Source organism: Armatimonadota bacterium, assembly GCA_031081675.1.
Lineage (GTDB): Bacteria > Sysuimicrobiota > Sysuimicrobiia > Sysuimicrobiales > Kaftiobacteriaceae > Calidihabitans > Calidihabitans tengchongensis.
In genome coordinates this window covers 17388-40646 of sequence record JAVHLZ010000021.1, presented here as the reverse complement: position 1 = coordinate 40646, position 23259 = coordinate 17388, and the positions used below count along the sequence as shown (strand labels likewise).

Annotated in this window: 20 protein-coding genes; 19 read left to right on the top strand and 1 reads right to left on the bottom strand. The window is 74.2% G+C overall.

What is annotated here, in order from left to right; genetic code table 11:
• The first annotated feature begins 134 nt into the window (after positions 1 to 134).
• The 5 genes from RB150_08720 to RB150_08700 are packed head-to-tail and all read left to right on the top strand — an operon-like array spanning position 135 to position 6151.
• Positions 135 to 1544 carry an ammonium transporter gene (locus RB150_08720; protein ID MDQ7820618.1) on the top strand — a complete coding sequence of 470 codons (1410 nt, stop codon included), beginning with the start codon at positions 135 to 137 and terminating at the stop codon, positions 1542 to 1544.
• Positions 1541 to 2638: a hypothetical protein gene (locus RB150_08715; protein ID MDQ7820617.1), complete on the top strand. Its 1098-nt coding sequence runs from the start codon at positions 1541 to 1543 to the stop codon at positions 2636 to 2638. Before RB150_08720 ends, RB150_08715 begins: the two co-directional genes overlap by 4 nt.
• 25 nt (positions 2639 to 2663) lie before the next feature.
• Positions 2664 to 4049, top strand: coding sequence for an SPFH domain-containing protein (locus RB150_08710; GenBank protein MDQ7820616.1), 1386 nt, complete (start codon positions 2664 to 2666; stop codon positions 4047 to 4049).
• Positions 4050 to 4086: 37 nt separating this feature from the next.
• The gene (glnA, locus tag RB150_08705) at positions 4087 to 5544 is read left to right on the top strand and encodes a type I glutamate--ammonia ligase (protein MDQ7820615.1); all 1458 of its coding nucleotides are present in this window, start codon (positions 4087 to 4089) and stop codon (positions 5542 to 5544) included.
• Positions 5545 to 5551: 7 nt separating this feature from the next.
• Positions 5552 to 6151: a LysE family transporter gene (locus tag RB150_08700; protein MDQ7820614.1), complete on the top strand. Its 600-nt coding sequence runs from the start codon at positions 5552 to 5554 to the stop codon at positions 6149 to 6151.
• Here the strand turns inward: RB150_08700 and RB150_08695 are convergent.
• Positions 6148 to 7086, bottom strand: coding sequence for a redoxin domain-containing protein (locus RB150_08695; GenBank protein MDQ7820613.1), 939 nt, complete (start codon positions 7084 to 7086; stop codon positions 6148 to 6150). The two genes, RB150_08700 and RB150_08695, sit on opposite strands and share 4 nt — an antisense overlap.
• A gap of 111 nt (positions 7087 to 7197) precedes the next feature.
• Between RB150_08695 and RB150_08690 the strand changes: the two genes are divergently transcribed.
• The 14 genes from RB150_08690 (at position 7198) to RB150_08625 (ending at position 23233) form a co-directional block, all read left to right on the top strand.
• Complete coding sequence (locus RB150_08690; protein MDQ7820612.1) at positions 7198 to 7572, top strand: metallopeptidase family protein; 375 nt, start codon at positions 7198 to 7200, stop codon at positions 7570 to 7572.
• A gap of 66 nt (positions 7573 to 7638) precedes the next feature.
• Positions 7639 to 9330 (top strand): signal peptide peptidase SppA, encoded by a 1692-nt coding sequence (gene sppA / locus RB150_08685; GenBank protein MDQ7820611.1) that lies wholly within the window; start codon positions 7639 to 7641, stop codon positions 9328 to 9330.
• Positions 9327 to 9797 carry a hypothetical protein gene (locus tag RB150_08680; protein MDQ7820610.1) on the top strand — a complete coding sequence of 157 codons (471 nt, stop codon included), beginning with the start codon at positions 9327 to 9329 and terminating at the stop codon, positions 9795 to 9797. The genes sppA and RB150_08680 overlap by 4 nt, the downstream gene beginning before the upstream one ends.
• 51 nt (positions 9798 to 9848) lie before the next feature.
• Entirely contained in the window at positions 9849 to 10625 is a 777-nt protein-coding gene (locus RB150_08675; GenBank protein ID MDQ7820609.1) for an MBL fold metallo-hydrolase, read from the top strand.
• A 57-nt stretch (positions 10626 to 10682) separates the two neighbouring features.
• Complete coding sequence (locus tag RB150_08670; protein MDQ7820608.1) at positions 10683 to 12104, top strand: glycerate kinase; 1422 nt, start codon at positions 10683 to 10685, stop codon at positions 12102 to 12104.
• A 117-nt stretch (positions 12105 to 12221) separates the two neighbouring features.
• Positions 12222 to 13673, top strand: coding sequence for a glycogen synthase GlgA (gene glgA, locus RB150_08665; protein ID MDQ7820607.1), 1452 nt, complete (start codon positions 12222 to 12224; stop codon positions 13671 to 13673).
• A 27-nt stretch (positions 13674 to 13700) separates the two neighbouring features.
• A complete protein-coding gene (locus RB150_08660; protein MDQ7820606.1) occupies positions 13701 to 14756 on the top strand; it encodes a DUF4931 domain-containing protein in 1056 nt (351 codons plus the stop codon).
• A gap of 15 nt (positions 14757 to 14771) precedes the next feature.
• Positions 14772 to 15515 (top strand): (Fe-S)-binding protein, encoded by a 744-nt coding sequence (locus RB150_08655; GenBank protein MDQ7820605.1) that lies wholly within the window; start codon positions 14772 to 14774, stop codon positions 15513 to 15515.
• Between the two features lie 24 nt (positions 15516 to 15539).
• Positions 15540 to 16955: a LutB/LldF family L-lactate oxidation iron-sulfur protein gene (locus RB150_08650; GenBank protein MDQ7820604.1), complete on the top strand. Its 1416-nt coding sequence runs from the start codon at positions 15540 to 15542 to the stop codon at positions 16953 to 16955.
• On the top strand, positions 16952 to 17569 hold the full coding sequence (locus RB150_08645) for an LUD domain-containing protein (protein MDQ7820603.1): 618 nt from the start codon (positions 16952 to 16954) through the stop codon (positions 17567 to 17569). The genes RB150_08650 and RB150_08645 overlap by 4 nt, the downstream gene beginning before the upstream one ends.
• Positions 17570 to 17643: 74 nt before the next feature.
• A complete protein-coding gene (locus RB150_08640; protein MDQ7820602.1) occupies positions 17644 to 19023 on the top strand; it encodes an FAD-linked oxidase C-terminal domain-containing protein in 1380 nt (459 codons plus the stop codon).
• Positions 19020 to 20507: an FAD-linked oxidase C-terminal domain-containing protein gene (locus RB150_08635; protein ID MDQ7820601.1), complete on the top strand. Its 1488-nt coding sequence runs from the start codon at positions 19020 to 19022 to the stop codon at positions 20505 to 20507. The genes RB150_08640 and RB150_08635 overlap by 4 nt, the downstream gene beginning before the upstream one ends.
• A 116-nt stretch (positions 20508 to 20623) precedes the next feature.
• Positions 20624 to 21931 carry a (Fe-S)-binding protein gene (locus RB150_08630; GenBank protein MDQ7820600.1) on the top strand — a complete coding sequence of 436 codons (1308 nt, stop codon included), beginning with the start codon at positions 20624 to 20626 and terminating at the stop codon, positions 21929 to 21931.
• 15 nt (positions 21932 to 21946) lie between these two features.
• A complete protein-coding gene (locus tag RB150_08625) occupies positions 21947 to 23233 on the top strand; it encodes an FAD-binding oxidoreductase (protein ID MDQ7820599.1) in 1287 nt (428 codons plus the stop codon).
• Positions 23234 to 23259: the final 26 nt, after the last annotated feature.

Sequence of the window (23259 nt, the reverse complement as noted above, 5' to 3'; positions counted from 1 at the left end):
CCCCTTGACCGGCGGGGCGGCCTGTGCTAGGGTAACGTCCAAAGAAAAAGCATAGGCGGTATGTGGGGCCACGGCGCCCTCCTGGCGGAGGGCGCCGTCTGTGTTTGTGGGTCCGTGGGCGGAGGAGGCGGCCGATGCGGCGGCTGGTGGCGGTGGCAGTGTGGGTGATGGTGGCGGCGGGTTCCGCGTGGGCCGGCGACCCGACAGGTCGGGCCACCCTGGCGTCCGACCCGGCGGCCGCGGTCAACTTCGCCTGGACGCTGGTGGCCGCCTTCCTGGTGTTCTTCATGCAGGCCGGGTTCGCGCTGCTGGGTGCGGGGCTGATCCGGTCCAAGAACACCGTCAACTACCTGACCAAGAGCTTCATGGACTTCTGCATGGCGTCCCTGGCCTTCTGGGCGTTCGGCTTTGCCTTCATGTTCGGCGGGAGCGCGATCGCCCCGGGCCTGGAGGCCGGCAACGCCCTGATCGGGTACTCGGGGTTCTTCCTCACCGGCCAGAGCTATGATGTGACCACCATCCTGTACTGGTTCTTCCAGATCGTCTTCGCCGCTACCGCGGCCACCATCGTGGCCGGCGCCGTGGCCGAGCGCACCAAGATCACCGCCTACCTGGCGTACAGTTTCCTGGTCTCCGCCCTCATCTACCCCATCTACGGCCACTGGGTATGGGGCGGCGGCTGGCTGGGCCGGCTGTCCGAGTACCTGCCGTTTCTGGGCGAGGGGGTGGGGGCGCGGGACTTCGCCGGCTCGGGGGTGGTGCACGCGGTAGGCGGGCTGGTGGCGCTGGCCGGGGCGGCCATGGTCGGGCCGCGCATCGGCAAGTACAACCCCGATGGCACCCCCAACGTGATCCCGGGCCACAACATGGCCTATGTGGTGACCGGGACGTTCATCCTGTTCTTCGGGTGGTTCGGGTTCAACCCCGGATCCACCCTGGCGGCCACCGACCTGCGGATCTCGGTGATTGCGGTCAACACCTTCCTGGCCGGAACCACGGGGGCCGTGGTGGCGCTGTACCTCTCCCTCCTGCGCACGGGCAAGGCGGACGTCACCCTGGCCTGCAACGGGTCGCTGGCCGGGCTGGTGGCCATCACCGCGCCGTGCGCCTACGTGGCCCCCTGGGCGGCGGTGATCATCGGGGCGGTGGGGGCGCTGGTGATGCTGTGGAGCCTGGGGTTTGTCGAGCGCACGCTGCGGGTGGACGACGCGGTGGGTGCGGTGTCGGTGCACGCGGCGGGCGGGCTATGGGGCCTGCTGGCCGTGGGAGTGTTCGCCGACGGCACCTACGGGGGCGTGCGGGGGCTGGTGGCCGGGTCGTGGGCGCAGCTCCTGGCTCAGGCCGTCAGCGTGGTGACGGTGACGGCGTGGTCCCTGGCCACCGGGTTCGCCCTGTTCGGGCTGCTGCGGGCCACCATGGGCCTGCGGGCATCCCGGGAGGAGGAGCTGGGAGGGCTGGACGTGCCCGAACACGGCGTGGAGTGCTACCCCGAGGTTCTGGTCCCCATCCTGGGAGCCGCCGGGGAGTCGGGAGGACAGCCATGACGCAGGTGCTGCTGGGGCTGGTGGCGTTCGGCGTGCTGCTGGCGCTGTGGGTGATCATCCCCCACCGGGTCGTCCATCGGCGGCGGGCCGGGGAGGGGGCGGCGTCGGGCGCAGCAGCTGCGGGCGCGACCCGCGCGATTGCAACTGCGCCCATGCGCCGGCGCCGCCGACCCGAGATCCCCCGGGTGGTGGACATGCGCCTGCAGAGATGTGCCCGGACCGGGGCGGCCGGTCCGGCGTACGAGCTCGTGGTGGACCTGGCCGGAGTAGGCGCTCCCACCACCGGCCGGATTCCGGTCTACCGGGACCTGGTGCGGTCCGAGCGCGTCCTGCTGAAGGAGCGCTACCGGACCGAGATCGCGGGCCTTCCCCTGGTGGCCGGCAACCTGGCAGCCCTGGAGCGGGCGGCGCGCGAGGTCCTGGTCTGGGTGCTGGAGGGCTACCGGCTGCCCCGCTTTGTGTTTCGGGTGCGCGGCGGGCCGGCGGTGCCGGTGACGGCCCGGGACGGGCGGCTGTGCGGCCGCGTCCCCGGCGGCCCGCTGCTGGAGGCGGCCACCCTGGCGACCCTGCGCGAGCGGCTGGCGGGCTACCTGGGGCGGGCAGACCTGGAGGTCCGCGCGCTCTCCTGGCGGGACCTCCGCTACCATCCGGCGTGCGCCGTGGTGGAGGGCGAGGGGCTGTGGGCGCCCCTGTTCTGGGAGGACGGCCATCTCGCCACCCCGGACCTGCCGGTGCGCGTGCCGGGGCTGGCGGCCGCCCTGCGGGCGCTGCGGGAGGTGCACCAGGGAGCCGGGCCGCTGGTCCTCACCTGCCCGGACCCCCGGGCGCGGGCCGAGCTGGCGGCGGCTGCCCGGCGATGCGGGTACGTCCTCTCGGTGCCCGACGGCCGGGCGCGGACGACCGTGGAGGTCTGGCAGGTGGACGGGGTTGTGGGGTGCGCGCCTCCCGACACGGCGTCCTCCGGGACCCGGATGCTGATGGCCGCGGACGTCTGGACGCTGGCGGACCTGGTGGGGCGGGAGCTGGAGCGCGCCGGCCGGGCGCGGGCGGAAGAGATCCGCGTGCACCGCGCCGGCGAGGCCGCGGGAGCGTAGGATCCCGGGTGAGGAGGGAGCAGGGATGATCGTTCTGTGGAGTGTCCTGGCGCTGGCGGTGGCGGGCGGGGTGGCCCTGTGGGCCGCGCGGTACACCAAGGTCGGTCCCAACGAGGTGCTGATCATCTCCGGCCGTCGGCGGCGGGTGCGGGGCCCCGACGGCTCCGTGCGGACCGTGGGGTACCGCCTGGTCCTGGGCGGCGGCACCTTCGTGTGGCCCGTCCGGGAGAAGGTGCAGCGGCTGTCCCTGGAGCTGATGACCCTGGAGGTGCGCGCCGCGGAGGTGTACACCGCCCACGCCATCCCCGTCACCGTGGACGGGGTGGCGCAGGTGCGGGTCCGCAGCGACGAGGCCGGCATCGCCACCGCCGCGCAGCAGTTCCTCTCCCGGTCCCGGGAGGATGTGATGCGGACGGTCCAGCAGACCCTGGAGGGCCACCTGCGGGCCGCCATCGGCACCATGACCGTGGAGGAGATCTACCGCGGCCGGGACGCGCTGGCGCGCACGGCCCGGGAGGCGGCCGCCGAGGACCTGGCCAAGATGGGGCTGGAGATCGTCTCCCTCACCATCCGCACCATCACCGACAGCCAGGGATACCTGGAGGCCCTGGCCCGGCCCCGGATCGCCCAGGTCAAGCGGGACGCGGTCAAGGCGGAGGCCGAGGCCGAACGGGAGGCCCAGCAGACCCGCCTGGCGGCCGAGGCGGAGGTGGAGCAGGCGCGCCGGGACCTGGCGGTGCGCAAGGCGGCCTACGAGGCCGAGGTGGCCGCCCAGCGGGCGCAGGCGGACCTGGCCTACGAACTGCACCGCCACCGCGTCAGCCAGCAGGTGAAGGCCGAGCAGATGCAGGTGAGCATCGTGGAGAAGGACAAGGCCATCGAGCTGGAGGCCCGGGAGATCCTGCGCCGGGAGAAGGAGCTGGTGGCCCAGGTCCTCAAGCCGGCCCAGGCTGAGCGGGAGCGCATCCAGATGCTGGCGGAAGCCGAGCGGCACCGCTTGGCCGCGGAGGCCGCCGGGCGCGCGGAGGGCATCCGGGCCACCGGGGCCGCCGAGGCCGAGGCGCTGCGGTTGAAGGGGATCGCCGAGGCCGAGGCGATGGAGCAGAAAGCCCGGTCCTGGTCCCAGTACACCGAGGCGGCCCTGACCGACCTGGTGATCCGCATCCTGCCCGATCTGGCGCGGGCCGTGGCCGAGCCGCTGGCCCGGACCGACAAGATCATCCTCATCGGCAACGGCGACGGCGCGGGCGCCTCCCGGGTGACCGGTGAGGTCACGCGGGTCCTGGCCCAGCTGCCGGCGGTGGTGGAGGCCCTGACGGGCATGAAGCTGGACGCGATCCTGCGGCGGCTGCCCGGCGCGGAGGCCCCGGCGGCGGACCGGCGTCCGGTGCCGGAGGCGGTGGAGCGGTGATGATGGCCGAGCGAGACACGTCTTCTTGGAGGATCCCATGACCGATCAGATACGCACGCACCTGTCGGACCACGCGCTGATTAACCCGTCCCGGGTGATTGACCTGTGCCGCCGCCAGGGCGTGCGGATGGTGGACTTCCGGTTCACCGACCTGGTGGGAGGGTGGCAACACTTCTCCATTCCCGCCGACGAGCTGGACGAGAGCATGTTCGTGGAGGGGGTGGGGTTTGACGGCAGCAGCATCCGGGGGTTTCAGGCCATCGACGAATCCGACATGCTGCTGCTCCCCGATTCCCGGACCGCGCGCGTGGACCCGCTGCTCCGGGTGCCCACCCTCATGCTCATCTGCGATGTCTACGATCCGGTGACCCGCGAGCGGTACACCCGCGACCCCCGCTACGTGGCCCAGAAGGCGGAGCACTACCTGGCGAGCACCGGCATCGCCACCGCCAGCTACTGGGGGCCCGAGGCGGAGTTCTTCGTGTTCGACGACGTGCGTTACGACCTGCAGGCCCACAGTGCCTCCTATCTGGTGGACTCGGCGGAAGGCCCCTGGAACACCGGGCGCGACGAAAGGCCCAACCTGGGCTACAAGCCCCGACACAAGGAGGGCTACTTCCCGGTCCCGCCGGCGGACAGCCTCCAGGACTTCCGCAGCGAGCTGGTCCTGAAGATGCGCGAGGCCGGGCTGGAGGTGGAGGTCCACCACCACGAGGTGGCGTCGGCGGGCCAGTGCGAGATCGACCTGCGCTTTGCCACCCTCACCGAGATGGCCGACCGGCTGATGCTGTACAAGTACCTGGTCAAGATGTTCGCCCGCGCCCACTTCAAGACCGCCACCTTCATGCCCAAGCCCATCTTCGGGGACAACGGGTCGGGGATGCACTGCCACCAGAGCCTGTGGAGGGAAGAGGTCAACCTGTTTTTCGACCCCGATGGCTACGCCCAGCTCAGCGAGCTGGCCATGTACTACATCGGCGGCCTGCTGCACCACTCGCCGGCCCTGCTGGCGTTCTGCGCCCCCACCACTAACTCGTACCGTCGGCTGGTCCCCGGGTACGAGGCGCCGGTGAACCTGGTGTACTCCCAGCGCAACCGCAGCGCCGCGGTGCGCATCCCCGTGTACTCCGCCAGCCCGCGGGCCAAGCGCATCGAGTACCGGCCCCCGGATCCCTCCGCCAACCCCTACCTGGCGTTTGCGGCCATGCTCCTGGCGGGCCTGGACGGGATCCGGCGCCGCCTCGACCCGGGCGACCCGATGGACGTGGACCTGTACGAGCTGCCGGCGGAGGAGGCCCGGAAGATCCGCCAGGTCCCCGGGTCGCTGGAAGGCGCGCTGGCCGCGCTGGAGGAGGACCACGCCTTCCTGCTGGAGGGAGGGGTGTTCACTCCCGACGTGATCGAGACCTGGCTGGATCTCAAACGCCGCCGGGAGGTGGACTTCGTGCGCCTGCGGCCGCACCCGGCGGAGTTTCACCTCTACTACGACGTGTGAGGCGGTCGTGAACCTGGTGGTGACGGGGTGGGTTCTGGGGCTGGCGTTCTGCGCGGCTCCGGGGGCGGTCACCGCCGAGGCGGTCCGCCGGGGGGCAGCCCGGGGCTGGACGGCAGCGCTGGCCCTGGGGGTGGGCTCGCTGCTGGGCGACGCCCTGTGGGCGGCGGCCGGCCTGGCGGGCGCGGCCACGCTGACGCGCACCGGCCTGGGGCGGACGCTGGGCGCGGCGGGCGTCGTCCTGCTGCTGTGGCTGGCTTGGCGGGCGCTGCGCGACGCGCGGAGCCCGACCCCGCGTCCCTCGCGGGTCCGTCCCGGGGCGGACTTCGCCGCCGGCGCCGCCCTGTCGCTGACCAACCCGCTGGCGATGGGATTCTGGCTGACCGCTGGCGCGGCCGTGGCCGCCCAGGCGCCCGCCGGCTCACCGGTCTTTGCCCCGGTCTTCGCCGGCGTGATGGCGGCGGCGATCGCCTGGTGCGCGGTCCTCGCGGCCGCCGTCGGCTGGGCGCGGCGGTGGATGACCGGTCCCGCCCTGCGGGTGCTGTCCGCCGTGTGCGGGCTGCTGCTGCTCGGGGCGGGCGTGCGCCTGGCCCTCGGGCTGCCGGGCTAGTCCGCCCGTCCCCGGCCGCCCGGGGCGTGTCCGTACACGATCCGGCAGCCGATCACCGGCGTCTCCGCCAGCGGCGGGGTCCGGCCGGCCAGCAGGGCGTCCAGCGCCTGCCGGAGGTACGGGTGGCGGACGGCGGCGGGATCTTCGCTGTTGTCGTCCACCCCCCCGTGGTAGCGCAGGATCCCGGCGGAGTCAAACAGGAACACCTCGGGGGTCCGCGTCGCCCCATACCGCCGCGCCACCTCCTGGGCGGGGTCGGCCAGGAAGGGGAACGGATACCCGCGCTCCTGCGCCCGGCGGCGCATGCTCTCCTCGCCGTCCTCGGGGTGCCGGCGGGGGTCTGTGGGGTTGACCAGCAGCAGCTGGACGCCCCGGCCGGCGTAGTCCCGCTGGATCCGGATCAGCCGGTCTTCCCACGCCAGGGCATACGGGCAGTGGAGGCACGTGAAGACCACGCCCAGGACCCTGGCGGAGCGGTAGTCGTCGGTCCCGACCCGGTGGCCGGCGGCGTCCCGCAGGGTGAAGGGGATGAGCGGCGAGCCCACCTCCAGCGCCAGGAGCGTGTGGCCCCCGCCCGCGTCGCCCCCGTCGGCGGGCTCCCCGGAGGCGGCCCGCGGGGGACGGTCCAGGGCGGAGCGCAGGGCATCTTCCAGCATCGCCACCGTGGGGATCGGTGTCACCCGCCCGTCGGGGGTCAGGAAGACCCGGCAGGTCAGCCGGTAGGCCTCGCCGGGAGCGGGGAACAGGTCCACGCCGTTGACGCGGATGGTGGGCGAGCCGGCAAAGCGCAGTGCCCGCGCCTGTTCGTCGGTGTCCACCCGGATGACGCGCACCGACGCGCGCACCCCGAGGGCCTCCACCACCTGCCGCAGACGCTTCAGGGCCGGCTCATGGGAGGGGCAGTCCTCCCAGTACAGGAACTCGATCTGGAACATTCCGGCCTCCGATGATGTCACACCTCACCCGCCGGGTCAACGTGTGCCGCGGGGCGGGGCATTCCCTCCCCGTTGAGGAGGCCGGCGCCGTGGGCTACAGTGGGGGTGTCGATGCGGCTGTCCCGGCGGCGGTTCCGGCGCCTGGTCCTGCAGGCGCTCCAGTCCCTTCCCGAGGAGATCCGCGCGCGGCTGGACAACGTGGCGGTGGTGGTGGAGGACTGGCCGTCGGCGGAACAGCTGGCCGCCGCCGGCGTGGGGCCCGAGGACACCCTGTTCGGCCTGTACGAAGGCGTCCCCCTGATTTCCCGGGGGATCACCGCCGACTCGTTGCTGCCCGACAAGATCACGATCTTCCAGGGCCCGCTGGAGGAGGCGTGCGCCAGCGAGGAGGAGATGGCGGAGGAGATCCGGCGGACCGTCGTCCACGAGATCGCCCACCACCTCGGCATCGACGACGAGCGCCTGGCCGAGCTGGGGTATGACTGAGCCGCGTCCCCGCCCGCGCTCCGGCGCGCCCGGCTCTGCGGTCCGCCCCGTGAGAGGAGGTTCGCCATGGGCCTGCTGACCGTTCTGCGGGACGCGCTGGGTGCGGCCGCGCGGGCGGTCCGCAACGGCCTGGTGCGCCTGCTACCCGCTCCCGAGGTCGTGCTCCTCACGGTGTCGGGTTCCCTGCCCGAGCGCCGCACCCCGCCGCCCGGAGTCCTCCGCCGCTGGCTGGCCCGGGGGTGGGGGGCGGAGCCGGACGTGAGCCTGGAGGAGTGGCGGGAGAGGCTGCGGATGCTGGCCACCGATTCCCGGGTGCGCGGGGTGGTGGTGAGGATAGGGGCGGTGCGGGCGGGGCTGCCCGCCCTGCGGGTCCTGCGCGATGGCCTGCGGGACCTGGGCCAGGCCGGCGTCCGCGTGGTGGCCTTCCTGCCCGCGGCAGACCTGGCGGGATACTACCTGGCCAGCGGGGCGCAGGAGGTGATCGTCCCCGACAGCGCCGAGCTCCTGCTGGCCGGTCTGCGGGTGGAGGCGACATTCCTGCGGGCGGCGCTGGACCGGCTGGGGATCCGCGCCCGGTACCACCACATCGCCGAATACAAGACCGCCGCCCACCGGTTCCTGTACCCGAGAATGACCGAACCCCACCGGGAGATGCTGGAGGCGATCCTGGAGACCTGGCAGGGGGAGATCACCTCCGCCATCGCGTCTTCCCGGGGCATCGCGCCCGCCGAGGTGGCCGCCGCCATCGACCGGGGCCTGCTCACCGCCGCCGACGCGCTGAGCCTGCGCCTGGTGGACCGGGTGGCCTACGAAGACGAGCTGCCGTCGGTGCTGGGCGCCGCCGGACGCCCGGCGCGGATCGTCCCCTGGCCTCAGGCGGTCCGCCGGCTGCGCGCGCCCCGGCGGCGGTGGCGGCGCCCGGTGGTGGCGGTGGTGCAGGTCCTGGGAACCATCGTCCCCGGAGAGAGCCGGCAGTTTCCCGTTCCCCTGCCCCTGGTGGGCAGCCGGCTGGCCGGGTCCGACACCGTGGCGCGGGCGTTGCGGGCGGCGGAGCGGACGCCCGGGGTGCGGGCCGTGATCCTCCACGTGGAGTCGGGTGGCGGATCGGCCGTGGCGTCGGACCTGATCTGGCGGGAGGTGGTCCGGGTGCAGCAGCGCGTGCCGGTGGTGGCCTTCCTGGGCGCGGTGGCCGGATCGGGCGGCTACTACGTGGCGTGCGGGGCGCGGCGGATCGTGTGCAGCCCGCTGACCCTCACCGGCTCCATCGGCGTGATCGCCGGAAAGATCTCCCTGCGGGGCCTTCTGGCCCGCACCGGGGTGGAGCGGGAGATTCTGACCCGGGGGGAGTCGGCCACCCTGCCATCCCCCTTCGCTGACTACACCGACGCCCAGGACGCCGCCGTCCGCCACTGGGCCGAGGACATCTACCGGCGGTTCATCGCCCGCGTGGCCTCGGGGCGGGGCCTGCGCACCGACCAGGTGGAGGCGGTGGCGCGCGGGCGGGTGTGGACCGGACAGGACGCCGTCTCCCGCGGGCTGGTGGACGAGCTGGGCGACTTTGAGGCGGCGGTCCAGGCGGCGCGGGAACTGGCCGGCCTGCCGCGCGACGCCGACGTGGCCGTGGTCACGGTCCGCCCGCCCCGGTACGTCCCCATCCCGGACTCGGCGGCTGCCTGGGGACACGCCCTGCGGCAGGTGGCCGACCTGCTGGCCGAGCCGGCGCTGCTGGTGATGCCCGGGCCGGAAGTGGTCGCATGACGCCGTGGGCGCGCGGGCTGATGGCCGGTGCCGTCCTGGGCCTGGCGGCGGGCGGCCTGTCGGGCTCGGCCCGGGTGGACGCCATCGTGTGGCCGGAGGCGGGCGGTCCGGTGGTGGACCTGCGGGTGGATGAGCCGTTCGTGGGGCGGCTCACCCGGCCGGCCGTGGGGACTCTGGGAGAGGTGCGCATCCGTCGCCGGTCCTGGGTGGTGGCGTCCGTGTACGACGTCTCCCTGCGCACCGCCCCGGCGGCCGCCGACGCCCTGGGCGGCGTCCGCCTGTCTGTCAGCCTGCCGGGTCGCGTCACGGCGCCGGGGGCCCGCGTGGCGGGCGGGACGGCGACGTGGGAGGGCCTGGAGGGACCCCTGCGGGCGCGGGCGCGGGCCGTCCACGGGGTGCGCCTGGCCGTCGTTGCCGCGGCGGGCGTGGCGCTGTGGGTGTGGGGCCGCCCGCCCCGGAGGAGTTAGAGGACGCGGGCGGAAAGGACCCTGGGCGCAGGCCCGGGGTGCGGAGGGACGATGTTGCGCGTGCGGGTGATCCGCAGCGGCAGCGGCGGCAACGCGGTCTACGTGCAGGGAGGGGCCACGCGCCTGCTCGTCGATGTGGGACTCCCGGCCGAACTGGTGGCGCAGGAACTGGTCGCCATGCCCGACGCCTGGCCGCCGGCGGCCATTCTGCTCACCCACGAGCACGAGGACCACGCCCGGGGGGCCTGGGCGCTCGCCCGCCAGGCCGGCGTGCCGGTCCTGGCCACCGAGGGAACCCTCCGCGCGGCGGCCGAATCTGCGCAGGGAGTGTCCGCCGAGCGCGTCGTCCCCGGCGTCCCCGTCCGGGTGGGGGAGGTGCAGGTGGAGGCGCTTGTGGTGTCCCACGACGCCGCGCAGCCGGTGGGCTACGTGATCTCCCGGGGCCCGCGCGCGGTGCTGGTGGCGACCGACCTGGGCGCGGTGGACGAGGCGCTGGTGGAACGGTCGCGGACCGTGGACGCGCTGGTGGTGGAGGCCAACTACGACCTGCGCCTGCTGGCGGTCAGCCCCTACCCGTGGTTTCTCAAGAACCGGATCCTCAGCCCCACCGGCCACCTCAGCAACGACGCCGCCGCCGGGCTGGTGGTGGCGGCGGCGGCCGGGGGGAGGCTGCGGATGGCCTGCCTGGTGCATCTGAGCGACATCAACAACCTGACGCCGCTGGCGAGGGACACCGCCCTGTGGGCGTTGGAGCGGGAGGGCATCACCGGCGTCCGGGTGGAGGCGGTGCGCCCCAACGGGAGCAGTTCCCTGTGGGACGTCGGCTGACGGCGGGACGCCGGATCTCCCCCGGACACCGGTCGGTGCCGGCGTCGGGATCTGGCGGTGTTTGACCCGGCCGCAGTCGCCGGGAAGCCCGCGGCCACGCTGCGGCGGGCGGCGGTGTCCATCCTGGGTGCGGCCATCCGGGCGGTCGACCCGGAGGTCGCGGTGTCCCGTACCGTGACCCGCCGCGGCCCGATTCTCCGGGTGGGCCGGCGCCGCTACGACCTGCGCCGGGTGCGGCACGTGTTCGTGGTGGGGGCGGGCAAGGCCTGCGCGCCCATGGCGGCCGCCTGCGAGCGGGTGCTGGGCGACCGGCTGACCGCCGGGCTCGTCGTGGTCAAGTACGGGTACGGGATGCCCCTGCGGCGCGTCGAGGTCATCGAGGCTGGCCACCCGCTGCCGGACCAGGCCGGCGCCCGCGGGGCCGGCCGCATCCTCGACCTGGTGTCGGGGGCGGAGGAGCCCGATCTGGTCCTGTGCCTGATCTCGGGGGGAGGCTCGGCGCTGCTGCCGGCGCCGGCGGACGGGATCACCCTGGAGGAGAAGATGGCGGTCACCGACCTGCTGCTGCGCAGCGGCGCGACCATCCGCGAGATCAACGCCGTCCGCAAGCACCTCTCCCGCATCAAGGGCGGGCGGCTGGCGCGGGCCGCCGCGCCCGCCCGGGTGGTGGGGGTGGTGCTGTCGGACGTGCCCGGAGATCCCCTGGACGCCATCGCGTCCGGTCCCATCACCCCCGACCCCACCACCTTCCATGACGCGCTGGCAGTTCTGCAACGCTACGGTCTGCTGGACCGGGTGCCGCCATCCGTCCGGCTGCACCTGGAGCGGGGCGCCGCCGGGCAGGAGCCGGACACGCCCAAGCCGGGGGACCCGCTGTTTGCACGGGTGCAGGTCGAGGTGGTGGGCAACATCGATCGGGCGGTGGATGCCGCGGCAGCCCGGGCGGCCCGCCTGGGATTCCGGCCGCTGGTCCTCACCACGCGCCTGGAGGGCGAGGCGCGGGAGGCCGCCCGGGTGGTCTGCAGCATCGTCCGCACCGTGCGGGAGCGCTCGCGCCCGATCCGCCCCCCGGCCTGCCTGCTGGCAGGGGGGGAGACGACGGTGACGGTCCGGGGAGCGGGGCGGGGCGGCCGCTGCCAGGAGTTCGCCCTGGCGGCCGCGCTGGCCATCGAGGGGTGGGATGGCGTGGTGGTGGCGGCCTGCGGCACCGACGGCACCGACGGCCCCACCGATGCCGCCGGCGCGGTAGCCGACGGCGCGACCGCGGCCCGGGCCCGGGCGGCGGGGCGCGACCCTGCGCGGGCGCTGGCCGACAACGATGCGTATCACGTCTTTCAGGCGCTGGGCGACCTGCTGGTCAGCGGTCCCACGCGGACCAACGTCACGGACCTGTACGTGGCGCTCGTTAGAGGGAAGAGGGAAGAGGGAAAAGGGAACAGGGGAAACCAAAGACGGTCTACCCTTTCGCACACCGGGTAAATCTGCGGGTCAGTGGTCGCACCCAAGGCCGGCGTCAGGGACCTGTTAGTGCCACGGGTAACAGGGAAGAGGGAAGAGAGGCGGACGACGGTCCGCGCGGCGGGACGGGAGGTCGGGGTGAAGGTCCTGTTCTGCATCTCGGAGGCGGTGCCGCTGGCCAAGACCGGAGGGCTGGCTGACGTGGGCGGCGCGCTGCCGGCGGCCCTGCGGGCGCTGGGGTGCGAGGTGCGCGTCGTCCTGCCCCGCTACCGCGGCATCGAGGTCGCGGGGTGGTGGCGGGCTGGATCGGTGCGGGTTCCCCTGGGGGAGCGGACGGTGGAGGCGGTGATCTGGGACGGCGCCATGCCCGACACCGGCGTGCCCGTGTGGCTGGTGGACCAGCCGCAGCTCTTCGACCGCCCTGGCCTGTACGGGGACGGAGGGTCCGACTACCCCGACAACCTGGCCCGCTTCGCCTGCCTGTGCCGGGCGGCCCTGGCCTGGCTCCCCCGCCAGCAGTGGCGGCCCGACCTGGTCCACTGCCACGACTGGCAGACCGCCCTCATCCCGCCCCTGGTGGCGAGCGGTCAGGCGCCACCGCTGCCGACCCTGCTGACCATCCACAACCTGGCCTACCAGGGGATCTTTCCGGCCGACCAGTTTCCCCTCACCGGACTACCTCCCCGGATGTTCTCGGTGCGGGGCCTGGAGTTCTGGGGGAAGGTGAACGTGCTCAAAGGCGGGTTGATCTACGCCGACATGCTGAGCACCGTCAGCCCCACCTACGCGCGGGAGATCCAGACACCCGAGTTCGGCGCCGGCCTGGACGGCGTGCTGCGCGAGCGCGGCGCCGACCTGGTGGGCATCCTCAACGGTGTGGACTACCGCATCTGGGACCCCGCCCACGACCCCCACCTGCCGGCGCCCTACACCCGGGAGGACCTGTCGGGCAAGCGGGTCTGCAAGGAGTACCTGCAGCGGGAGGTCGGCCTGGACGTGCGGCCCGACGCGCCGCTGGTGGGCATGGTGGGCCGGCTGGTGGAGCAGAAGGGGATCGATCTGGTGGTGGCCGCCGCCCCCGAGATTCTGGCCCGGGGCGCGCAGCTGGTCGTCCTCGGCACCGGCGAGCCCCGGTACGAGCAGATGCTGCAAGACCTCGCCCGGCGGGAGTCCGGCAGGGTGGCCGTCCGCATCGGCTTCGACGACGCCCTGGCGCACCGCATCGAGGCCGGCGCGGACCTGTTCGTCATGCCGTCCCGCTACGAGCCGTCCGGGCTGAACCAGCTGTACAGCCTCCGCTACGGGACCGTGCCCGTGGTCCGCCGCACCGGAGGGCTGGCCGACTCGATCGTGGACGCCACCCCGGACGCGCTGGAGGCCGGCACCGCCACCGGCTTTGTGTTTGATGCGTACAGTCCCGAGGCGCTGGCGACGGCGGTGGCGCGGGCCCTGGAGGTCTACCGCACGCCGGCGCTGTGGAAGAGGCTGCAGCGCGCGGGCATGTCCGCCGACTTCTCCTGGCAGGCCGCTGCCCGCCGGTACCTGGACCTGTACGAGCGGACCCTCGCCGCCGCCCGGCGGCGCCGATGACGGCCGTGGACACGCGGAGGTGACGCGGTGCCCGAGCTGCGCAAGGATCCCATCTCCCGGCGCTGGGTGATCATCGCCACCGAGCGCTCCGCCCGGCCCACCGACTTCCACCCCGAGCCGGTGGAGGCCGCCGACAGCGATGCCTGTCCGTTCTGCGAGGGGCGGGAGGACCACACCCCGCCCGAGATCTACGCCGTGCGCGCCCCGGGCACCGCGCCCAACACGCCGGGGTGGACGGTGCGGGTGGTGAGCAACAAGTTCCCCGCCCTGCGCATCGAGGGGAGCACCGAGCGCACCCGGCCGGGGATCTTCACCCGGATGGACGGGGTGGGCGCCCACGAGGTCATCATCGAGACCCCCGACCACGCCACCCACCTGGGCGCGCTGCCGGCCGGGCATGTGGCCGAGGTGATCGGGGCGTACCTGCACCGCTACCGCGACCTGCGGGGGGACGCGCGCTTCCAGTACGCCCTGCTGTTCCGCAACCACGGCCGGACCGCGGGGGCGTCGCTGTCCCACCCCCACTCGCAGCTGATCGCCCTGCCGGTGGTGCCCAAGCGGGTGGCCGAGGAGCTGGAGGCGGCGGAGAGGTTTTTCGCCCGCCGCGGCGCGTGCATCTACTGCGCCCTGCTGGAGCAGGAACGGGCCAGCGGGGAGCGGATCATCTGGGAAAGCGACGCCTGCGTGGTCCTGGCGCCGTACGCCTCCCGCTTCCCCTTTGAGACCTGGATCCTGCCGCGGGCGCACATGGCCGACTTCGGCACCCTGACCCCCGAGCTGGTGGAGCCGGTGGCCCGGGCGCTGCGGGAGACCCTGGCCCGGCTGGCCGCCTGCCTGGCCAACCCGCCGTACAACTTCATCGTCCACACGCTGCCCTACCACAGCCCCCTGGGCCATCTGTACCACTGGCACATCGAGATCATGCCGCGGCTGACCCAGGTGGCGGGCTTTGAGTGGGGGTCGGGATTCTACATCAACCCGGTGGTCCCCGAAGACGCCGCGCGCGTCCTGCGGGAAGGGTCTGCCGTGCCGGCCGGGGCTCCGGCTTCGCCCGAGCGGATTCACGGGGAAGTGGGCAACTGAGGGGGGTCGCGCGCGATGAGGGATGCCTCCGGCCGGCCGGGGCGGGTCGCCCTGTGGGTGACGTGCCTGGTGGACCAGCTGTTCCCCCAGGTGGGCGAGGCCGCGGTGGCCGTCCTGCGCCGCGCGGGGGTGGAGGTGGACGTCCCGCTGGCCCAGACCTGCTGCGGGCAGGTGGCCTTCAACGACGGGTTCTGGCCGGAGGCGGCGCGGCTGGCCCGCAAGTTCCTGAACGACTTCGGGGGCGCCGAGGCGGTGGTGACTCCCAGCGCCTCGTGCGCCACCATGGTGCGGGAGTTCTATCCCCTGCTGCTGCGCGACGACCCGCCGGCCGCCGTCCGGGCGCGCGATCTGGCCGCCCGGACGTACGAGCTCACCGAGTTCCTGGTGGACGTGCTGGACGCCGGGGACCTGGGGGCGCGCTTTCCCCACCGGGTCACCTGCCACGCGTCCTGCCACAGCCTGCGGGGACTGCGCCTGCGCGACCAGCCGCTGCGCCTGCTGCGGGCGGTGCGCGGGCTGGAGCTGCGCGAGCTGCCGGGCCTGGAGGAGTGCTGCGGGTTTGGAGGGATGTTTGCGGTCACGTTCGCCGCGCTGTCGGGGTCGATGCTCCACGCCAAGATGGCCGCCGTGGAGGCCTCGGGCGCGGAGGTGGTGACGTCCACCGACTGCAGCTGCCTGATGCACATCGCCGGCGGCCTGTCCCGCCGCGGCAGCGCCGTGCGGGCGGTCCACATCGCCGAGATCCTGGCGGCGCGCTGACACCCGGATGACGGTGACCGGTCCATGAGGTCTGTGCCCATCGACTTCGTGCGCGCGTCGGAGGCCGCCCTGGCCGACCCCGTCCTGCACGCGTCGGTCCGGCGGGCCATGGTGCGCTTTCGGGACCTGCAGCGGGCGGTCATCGAGGAAGTTCCGGACTGGCAGGCGCTGCGGGAGCACGCCCACCGGGTGAAGATGCACACCCTGGCCCACCTGGACCGCTACCTGGAGCAGCTGGACGAGCGCGTCACCGCCGCCGGCGGGCGGGTGCACTGGGCCCGGGACGCCGGCGAGGCGCAGCGCATCATCGCCGACCTCGTCCGCGCCCGGGGCGGCCGCGCGGTGGTCAAGAGCAAGTCCATGACCTCCGAGGAGATCGAGCTGAACACCGCCCTGCAGGCCGCCGGCTGCCAGGTGGTGGAGACCGACCTGGGCGAGTACCTGGTGCAGCTGGCCGGAGACCGCCCGGCCCACCTGATCGCCCCGGCCATCCACCGGTCCACGGAGGAGATCGCGCGCCTGCTGGCCGACCGGCTGGGGGTCCCCGTCCACGACGACCCGGCGGAACTCACCCGCACCGTGCGCCGGGTGCTGCGGCGCACCTTCCTGTCCGCCGACGTCGGCATCACCGGGGTCAACTTCGCCGTGGCCGAGACCGGCACCCTGGTCATCGTGGAAAACGAGGGCAACGCCCGCCTGACCACCACCCTGCCGCGGATGCACATCGCCCTGATGGGCGTGGAGAAAGTCATCCCGCGGCTGGCGGACCTGGCGGTGTTCCTCACGCTGCTGCCGCGGGCCGCCACGGGGCAGAGGCTGAGCAGCTACGTGTCGTGGATCACCGGGCCCCGCCGTCCGGGGGAGGGCGACGGTCCCGAGGAGCTGCACCTGGTGATCCTGGACAACGGGCGATCGGGGATCGCCGCCGATCCGGTCATGGCCGAGGCCCTGGCCTGCATCCGGTGCGGCGCGTGCCTGGACGTCTGCCCGGTATTCGAGCGGACAGCCGGGCATGCCTACGGCTCCGTGTATTCCGGCCCCATCGGCGCCGTGATCACGCCCCTGCTCCGGGGGCTGGACGCGGCGGCACAACTGCCGTTTGCGTCGTCGCTGTGCGGGGCGTGCGGGGAGATCTGCCCGGTCCGCATCGACCTGCCGCGCCTGCTGCTGGAGCTGCGGGCGCGGGTGATGAGCCGGGGATGGTCGGGCCCGATGGAGCGGATGTTCGTCCGCGGGTGGACGGCGGTGATGGCCCGCGCGTCGCGCCTGCGGGTGGCGGGGCGGATGGCCCGATGGGCTCTGCGGGCGCTGCAGGGGCGGCGCGTTCTGCCCTACCCCCTGTCGGCGTGGGTCCGCTACCGGGACCTGCCCGCACCGCCCGCCGATGCCTTCCGGGATCGGTGGCAGAAGATCCGTTCCTCCGGAGGGGCACAGCCGTGACCGCCCGGGAACACATCCTGGCCAGACTGCGCGGCCGCTCGCCCTCCGACATCTCCCTGCCGGACGTCTACCGGACCGCCGGGCGCCCCGCCGACGCGCTGGACCTGTTCGCGCGTCGCGCCCGGGAGGCCGCCGCCGAGGTGGTGGTCGCGCCTGCCCACGGGTGGGCCCGGCAGCTCGCGGCGCAGATGCGGGACAGAGGGGTGCGGACGGTGGCGGTCTGGGAGGACCCGCTGCTGGCTCCCGCGGTCGAGGCCCTGAGGGAGGCCGGCATGGCGATCGTGGGTCCCGGCGAGCACACCCCACAGCGTCTGGATGCCTGCGACGCCGGCCTGACGACGGCCGAGGCCGCCGTGGCCACCAGCGGCACCCTGGTGCTGGCCTGCGGTCCCGGGCGCCCGCGGACGACGTCGCTGCTGCCGCCCCTGCACGTGGCGGTGCTGCCGGCCGGGCGGGTCGTGGCCACCCTGGAGGATCTGCTGGCCGGCCTGCCGCGACCGCTGCCGTCGGCGCTCACCCTGATCAGCGGCCCCAGCCGCACCGCCGACATCGAGCTGGTGCCGGTCCGCGGGGTCCACGGGCCCACCGACGTCGTGGTGTATGTGCTGGGGTAGGGAAGAGGGAAAAGGGAAGAGGGAAGAAGGGAAAAGAGAGCCGGGCGTCTGGGGTGTCCGGCGGGGACACATCGGTGGACAGGGACAGGCTGGTGCGCCGCCTGCGCGGGATCGTCGGTGAGCCCTACGTGCTCACCGACCCCGCCGACGTGGTCGTCTACGAGCACGACGCCCTGCCCCTGACGGGGCATCTCCCCGACGCGGTCGTCCTGCCGGGGTCCACCGCCGAGGTGGCGGAGGTCGTCCGCGCTGCTTCAGAGTGCGGCGTGCCGGTGATCCCGCGCGGCGCCGGCACCGGCCTGGCCGGGGGCGCGGTGCCGGAGGGCGGCGGTGTGGTGGTGGCCCTCACCCGCATGAACCGGATCCTCTCCCTGGACCCCCGCCACCGTCTGGCGGAGGTGGAGGCGGGGGTGGTGAACGCCGACCTCAACGCCGCCGCACGGCCGTACGGCCTGGCCTTTGCCCCGGATCCGGGCAGCCAGACCGCGTCCACCATCGGGGGCAACATCGCCACCAACGCCGGGGGTGCCCACTGCCTGGCCTACGGGGTCACCACCCACCACGTCCTGGCCGCGGAGGTCGTCCTGGCCGACGGGCGGGTGGTGTGGGCGGGCAGCGCCGCCGCGGACGCCCCGGGCTATGACCTCCGCGGCCTCCTGGCGGGTTCCGAAGGCACCCTGGGCATCGTCACCCGCGCCGTGGTCCGCCTGGTGCGCCTGCCCGAAGGGGTGCGCACCCTGCTGGCCGTCTTCGGCGGCGTGGAGAGCGCCAGCCAGGCCGTCTCCGACATCATCGCCAGCGGCATCGTGCCCGCCGCCCTGGAGATGCTGGACGCCCTGACCCTGCGCATCGTCGAGGAATTCGCCCACGCCGGATACCCCACCGACGCGGGGGCCGTCCTGCTGGTCGAGGTGGACGGTCTCGCCGACGTCCTCGACCGCCTGGCGGACCAGGTGCGCTCCCTGTGCCTCCGCCACGGCGCCCGGCAGGTCCGCACCGCCGCCTCCGAGGAGGAACGGGCCCTGCTGTGGAAGGGCCGCAAGGAGGCGTTCGGGGCCCTGGGGCGCGTCCGCCGCGGGGTGTACCTGGCGGATGTGACCGTCCCCCGACACCGGCTGCCGGAGATGATGCGGCGGGTGGGGGAGATCGCGGCCCGTACCGGCGTGCCCATCGCCAACTTCTTTCACGCTGGCGACGGCAACCTTCATCCCAACCTGCTGTATGACCCCCGCGACCCCCGCGCGGCGGCCGCGGTGGCCCGGGCGGCAGAGGAGATCATCCGGGCCGGCCTGGAGCTGGGGGGCACCATCACCGGTGAGCACGGAGTGGGGCTGGACAAGCGGGCCCACATGCGCTGGATGTACGCCGCACCCGACCTGGAGGCGATGCGGCGGGTCCGGCGGGCGTGGGATCCCCGGGGACTGCTGAATCCGGGCAAGGTGGTGCCCGAGTGAGGCGCGAGAACCCGCGCACACAACACGCGCCGGACGCGGCGGCCGGCGCCGACCGGCGGGCGCTGGTGGCCCGGCTGCGGGAGATCGTGGGCGACCGCCACGTGCTGGTGGATCCCGCCGACGTGGTGGTCTACGAGCAGGACGGCTCCATCCTCCAGGTCCTCCCCGAGGTGGTGGTCCTGCCCGCCTCGACGGCCGAGGTCGCGGCCGTGGTGCGGGCGGCCCGGGAGGCCGACGTCCCCATCGTGCCGCGGGGGTCGGGGACGGGCCTGGCCGGCGGCGCCGTGCCGGCCGAGGGCGGCGTGGTCGTCTCGCTGGCCCGGATGACCCGGGTCCGGGAGGTCAACCTGCGGCACCGGATCGTGGTCGCCGAGGCCGGTGTCATCAACCTGGACGTCACCCGGGCGGTGGCCTCCGGCGGCTACTTCTACGCCCCCGACCCCAGCAGCCAGGCGGCGTGCTCCATCGGGGGCAACGTGGCCAACAACTCCGGGGGCCCCCACACCCTGGCCTATGGCGTGACCACCAACCACGTCCTGGGGCTGGAGGTGGTGCTGGGGGACGGGACGATCACGTGGCTGGGGGGCCGGGCGGTGGACGTGCCCGGCTACGACCTGACCGGCGTGTTCGTGGGATCGGAGGGCACCCTGGGCATCGTCACCGCGGCCGCGCTGCGCCTGATGCGGACCCGGGAGGCGGTGCGCACGCTGCTGGCGGTCTTCGACCGCATGGACGACGCCACCGACGTCGTGGTCCGGATCACCGGCGCCGGCATCGTTCCCGCGGCCCTGGAGATGATGGACCGCACCACCATCGAGGCGGTGGAGACCGGCGCGCCGGTCGGCTATCCCCGGGACGCCGAGGCTGTGCTGCTGGTGGAGGTGGAGGGCGTGCGGGAGTATGCCGAGCGGGCGGCCGAGCTGGCCCGGCAGATCTGCACCCGCGGGGGGGCCCGGGAGGTGCGGGTGGCCCGGGACGAGGCGGAGCGCCAGCGCCTGTGGAAGGGCCGCAAGGGAGCGTTCGGCGCGCTGGGCGCGCTGGCGCCCAACTACTACGTGCAGGACGGGGTGGTGCCGCGCAGCCGGCTGCCCCAGATCATGCGGGAGATCGGCGAGATCGGCCGCCGGTACGGCCTGCGCATCGCCAACGTGTTTCACGCCGGCGACGGCAACCTGCACCCCAACCTCCTCTTCGACATGCGGGTCCCGGGCCAGCTGGACCGGGTGATCGCCGCGGGAGCCGACATCCTGCGGGCGTGCGTCGCCGCGGGCGGCAGCATCACCGGCGAGCACGGCATCGGGCTGGAAAAGAAGGCCTACATGGACCTGCTGTTCTCCCCGGCGGACCTGGACGCCATGGCGCGGGTGCGGCGGGCGTTCGATCCCGACGGCCGGTTCAATCCGGCCAAGGTGTTTCCCACCCCCATCACCTGCGCCGAGATGCGCCGCGCCCCGGCGACCCTGCCGGCGGGGCTGTGGATCTGACGGAGTTGCCGATGCGGAACGGATACGCGGGATCGGAGGAAGGCCTGAGGCGGGATCCCGTCCCCGGGTCGCACGTTCCCGGTGGGCCGGCCCCGGGCGCGGCGTCCGGGCCCGCGGTGGCCGCGCTGGCCGTGCCGGAGCTGGACCAGTGCGTGCACTGCGGGCTGTGCCTGAACCACTGTCCCACCTACCGGGTCACGCGCCTGGAGGCGGAGTCGCCCCGGGGACGCATCCACCTGGTGCGGGCGGCCGCCGATGGCCGCGTGGCCCTCAGCCAGCGGTGGGCCGAGCACCTGTACCTGTGCCTGATGTGCCGCGCCTGCGAGACGGCGTGCCCGTCGGGCGTTCAGTACGGACGCATCGCCGCCTCCGCCCGCGCCGTCCTGGGCCCGCCAGGGTCTCCGGTGGCGCGGGGGATCGCCCGCGCCGTCTTCACCCACGTGCTGCCCTCTCCCGCGCGGGTCCGCCTGGCCGTGCGAACCCTGGGGTGGGCCCGGCGGCTGGGGCTGGTCGCCCTGGCGCGGGCGCTGCCGGGCCGCCTGGGGGAGATGGCGGCTCTGCTGCCCGCGGTCCCCCGGCACTTCTTCACTCCCGCCAGCGACGTCTTCCCCGCCCTGGGGCCGGTGCGGGCGCGGGTGGGGCTGCTGACCGGGTGCGTGATGAGCACGGTGTTCGCCGACGTGGACGCCGCCACGGTGCGGGTGCTGCAGCGCAACGGTTGCGAGGTGGTGGTGCCCCGCTCCCAGACCTGCTGTGGAGCCCTCAACGTCCACAACGGGGACCCTGCTGGCGCGCGGCGGATGGCCCGGGCCAACGTGGCCGCGTTCCTGGGGGCGAAGGTGGACGCGGTGGTGGTCAACGCCGCCGGCTGCGGGGCGGCGATGAAGGAGTACGGGCACCTGCTGGCCGACGACCCGGAGTGGGCGGAGCCGGCGCGGCGCCTGGCCGGCGCGGTCGCCGACGTCAGCGAGTTCCTGGTCCGGCTGGGGCCAGTGCCTCCCGGTGGCCGCGTGGATCTCACCGTGACCTATCAGGATCCCTGCCACCTGGCCCACGGCCAGAAGGTGCGGACGCAGCCCCGGCAACTGCTGGGCCTGATCCCGGGGCTGCGCCTGGTGGAGATGGACGGGGCCGACCGGTGCTGCGGCAGCGCCGGCATCTACAACATCACCCACCCCCACATGTCCCAGGTCCTCCTGCGGGAGAAGATGCACGCCATCCGGGCCACCTCCGCCGAGGCGGTGGTCTCTCCCAACCCCGGCTGCATGCTGCAGCTGCGCTACGGCGCCCGCCGCTACGGACCCGCCCTGCCGGTCTACCACCTGGTGGACCTGCTGGACCGCGCGTACCGGAGCGGGGGCGCGGACGAGGCCGCGCCGCCGGCGGGAGGGCCTCCCCGCGGGGCGGGGTCGGGCGGGATCTGAGTGGAGCGGGCGGCCGTGGATCTGGACGTTCTGGTGGGGCGGCTGGAGGGTGAGCTGGGAACGGCCGCCGTGCGCGTGGCGCCGGGCGGCCTGGCTGACCACGCCGTGGACGGCATGGCCCCCTCCGTCCGCTGCGCGCCGGCCGACGCCGCGCAGGTGGCGGCGGTGTTGCGGCTGTGCGGGGAGGCGGGGGCGGCGGTCATCCCCCGCGGGGGCGGCACGGCCCTGCACTGGGGGAACCCGCCCCGGCGGGCCGACGTGGTTCTCAGCCTGGAGCGCCTGGATCGCCTGGTGGAGCACGACGACGCCAACCTGACGGCCACCGTGCAGGCGGGGATGCCGGTGACCACCTGCCAGCAGGTCCTGGCGCGGGCCGGCCAGTTCCTGCCGGTAGACCCGCCGCACCCGTCGCGGGCCACCGTGGGCGGGGTGGTGGCGGTGGGCGGGGGTGGACCGCGGCGGATGCTGTACGGAGGGGTGCGGGACCTGGTCACCGGCATGGGTGTGGTCCTGGCCGACGGGCAGCAGATCCGGGCCGGGGGCAAGGTGGTCAAGAACGTGGCCGGCTACGACATGTGCAAGCTGTTCACCGGCTCGCTGGGCACGCTGGGCGTGATCACGGACGTCACCTTCCGGCTGGCCCCCGTGCCGGAGGCTGAGGCCACCGCGGTGGCGTGGGGAGATCTGCCGGCGCTGCTGGCACTGGTGGACGACCTGTTCGCCTCCGTCCTGCAGCCCGCGGCGGTGGCGGTGGTGGGCCCGCACGTCGCCGTGCGGGCCGGGCTGGCCGCTGGTCCGGCGGTGGCCGTGCGGGCGGAGGGTTTCGCGGAGGCGGTGGCGCGCCACACGGCCGACGTCCGCCGGATGGCCGCCTCCCGCGACCTGCGGGCCGACGAGGTCTCCGCGGAGGACCACCGGCGCCTGTGGGCGACTCTCGCCGACGCGTCGGGCGGGCCCACGCCGGAGGCGCTGTTCAGGGTCGCCGTGCCGCTGGGAGCGGTGGGGGACGTGGTGCCCGCCGTGCACGCGGCCGGCGCGGCGCAGTGGATCGCCCACGCCGGCAGCGGCGCGGTGTGGGTGGAGGTGCCCGCGCCGGAGGCCGCCGCCTGGTGGGACCGCCTGAGCGGGCTGGCGGCGCAGCACGGCGGGCACTGCGTGCTGGCCGCGGCGCCGCCGGAGGCCAAGGCGGGCCGCGATGTGTGGGGGCCGCCGCCGCCGACGCTGGGCATCATGCGCGAGCTGAAGCGCCACTTCGACCCCCGCGGCATGCTCAACCCCGGCCGCTTCCTCGGCGGCCTGTGAAGCCCCGGCGGCAGGGGCGAATCCCG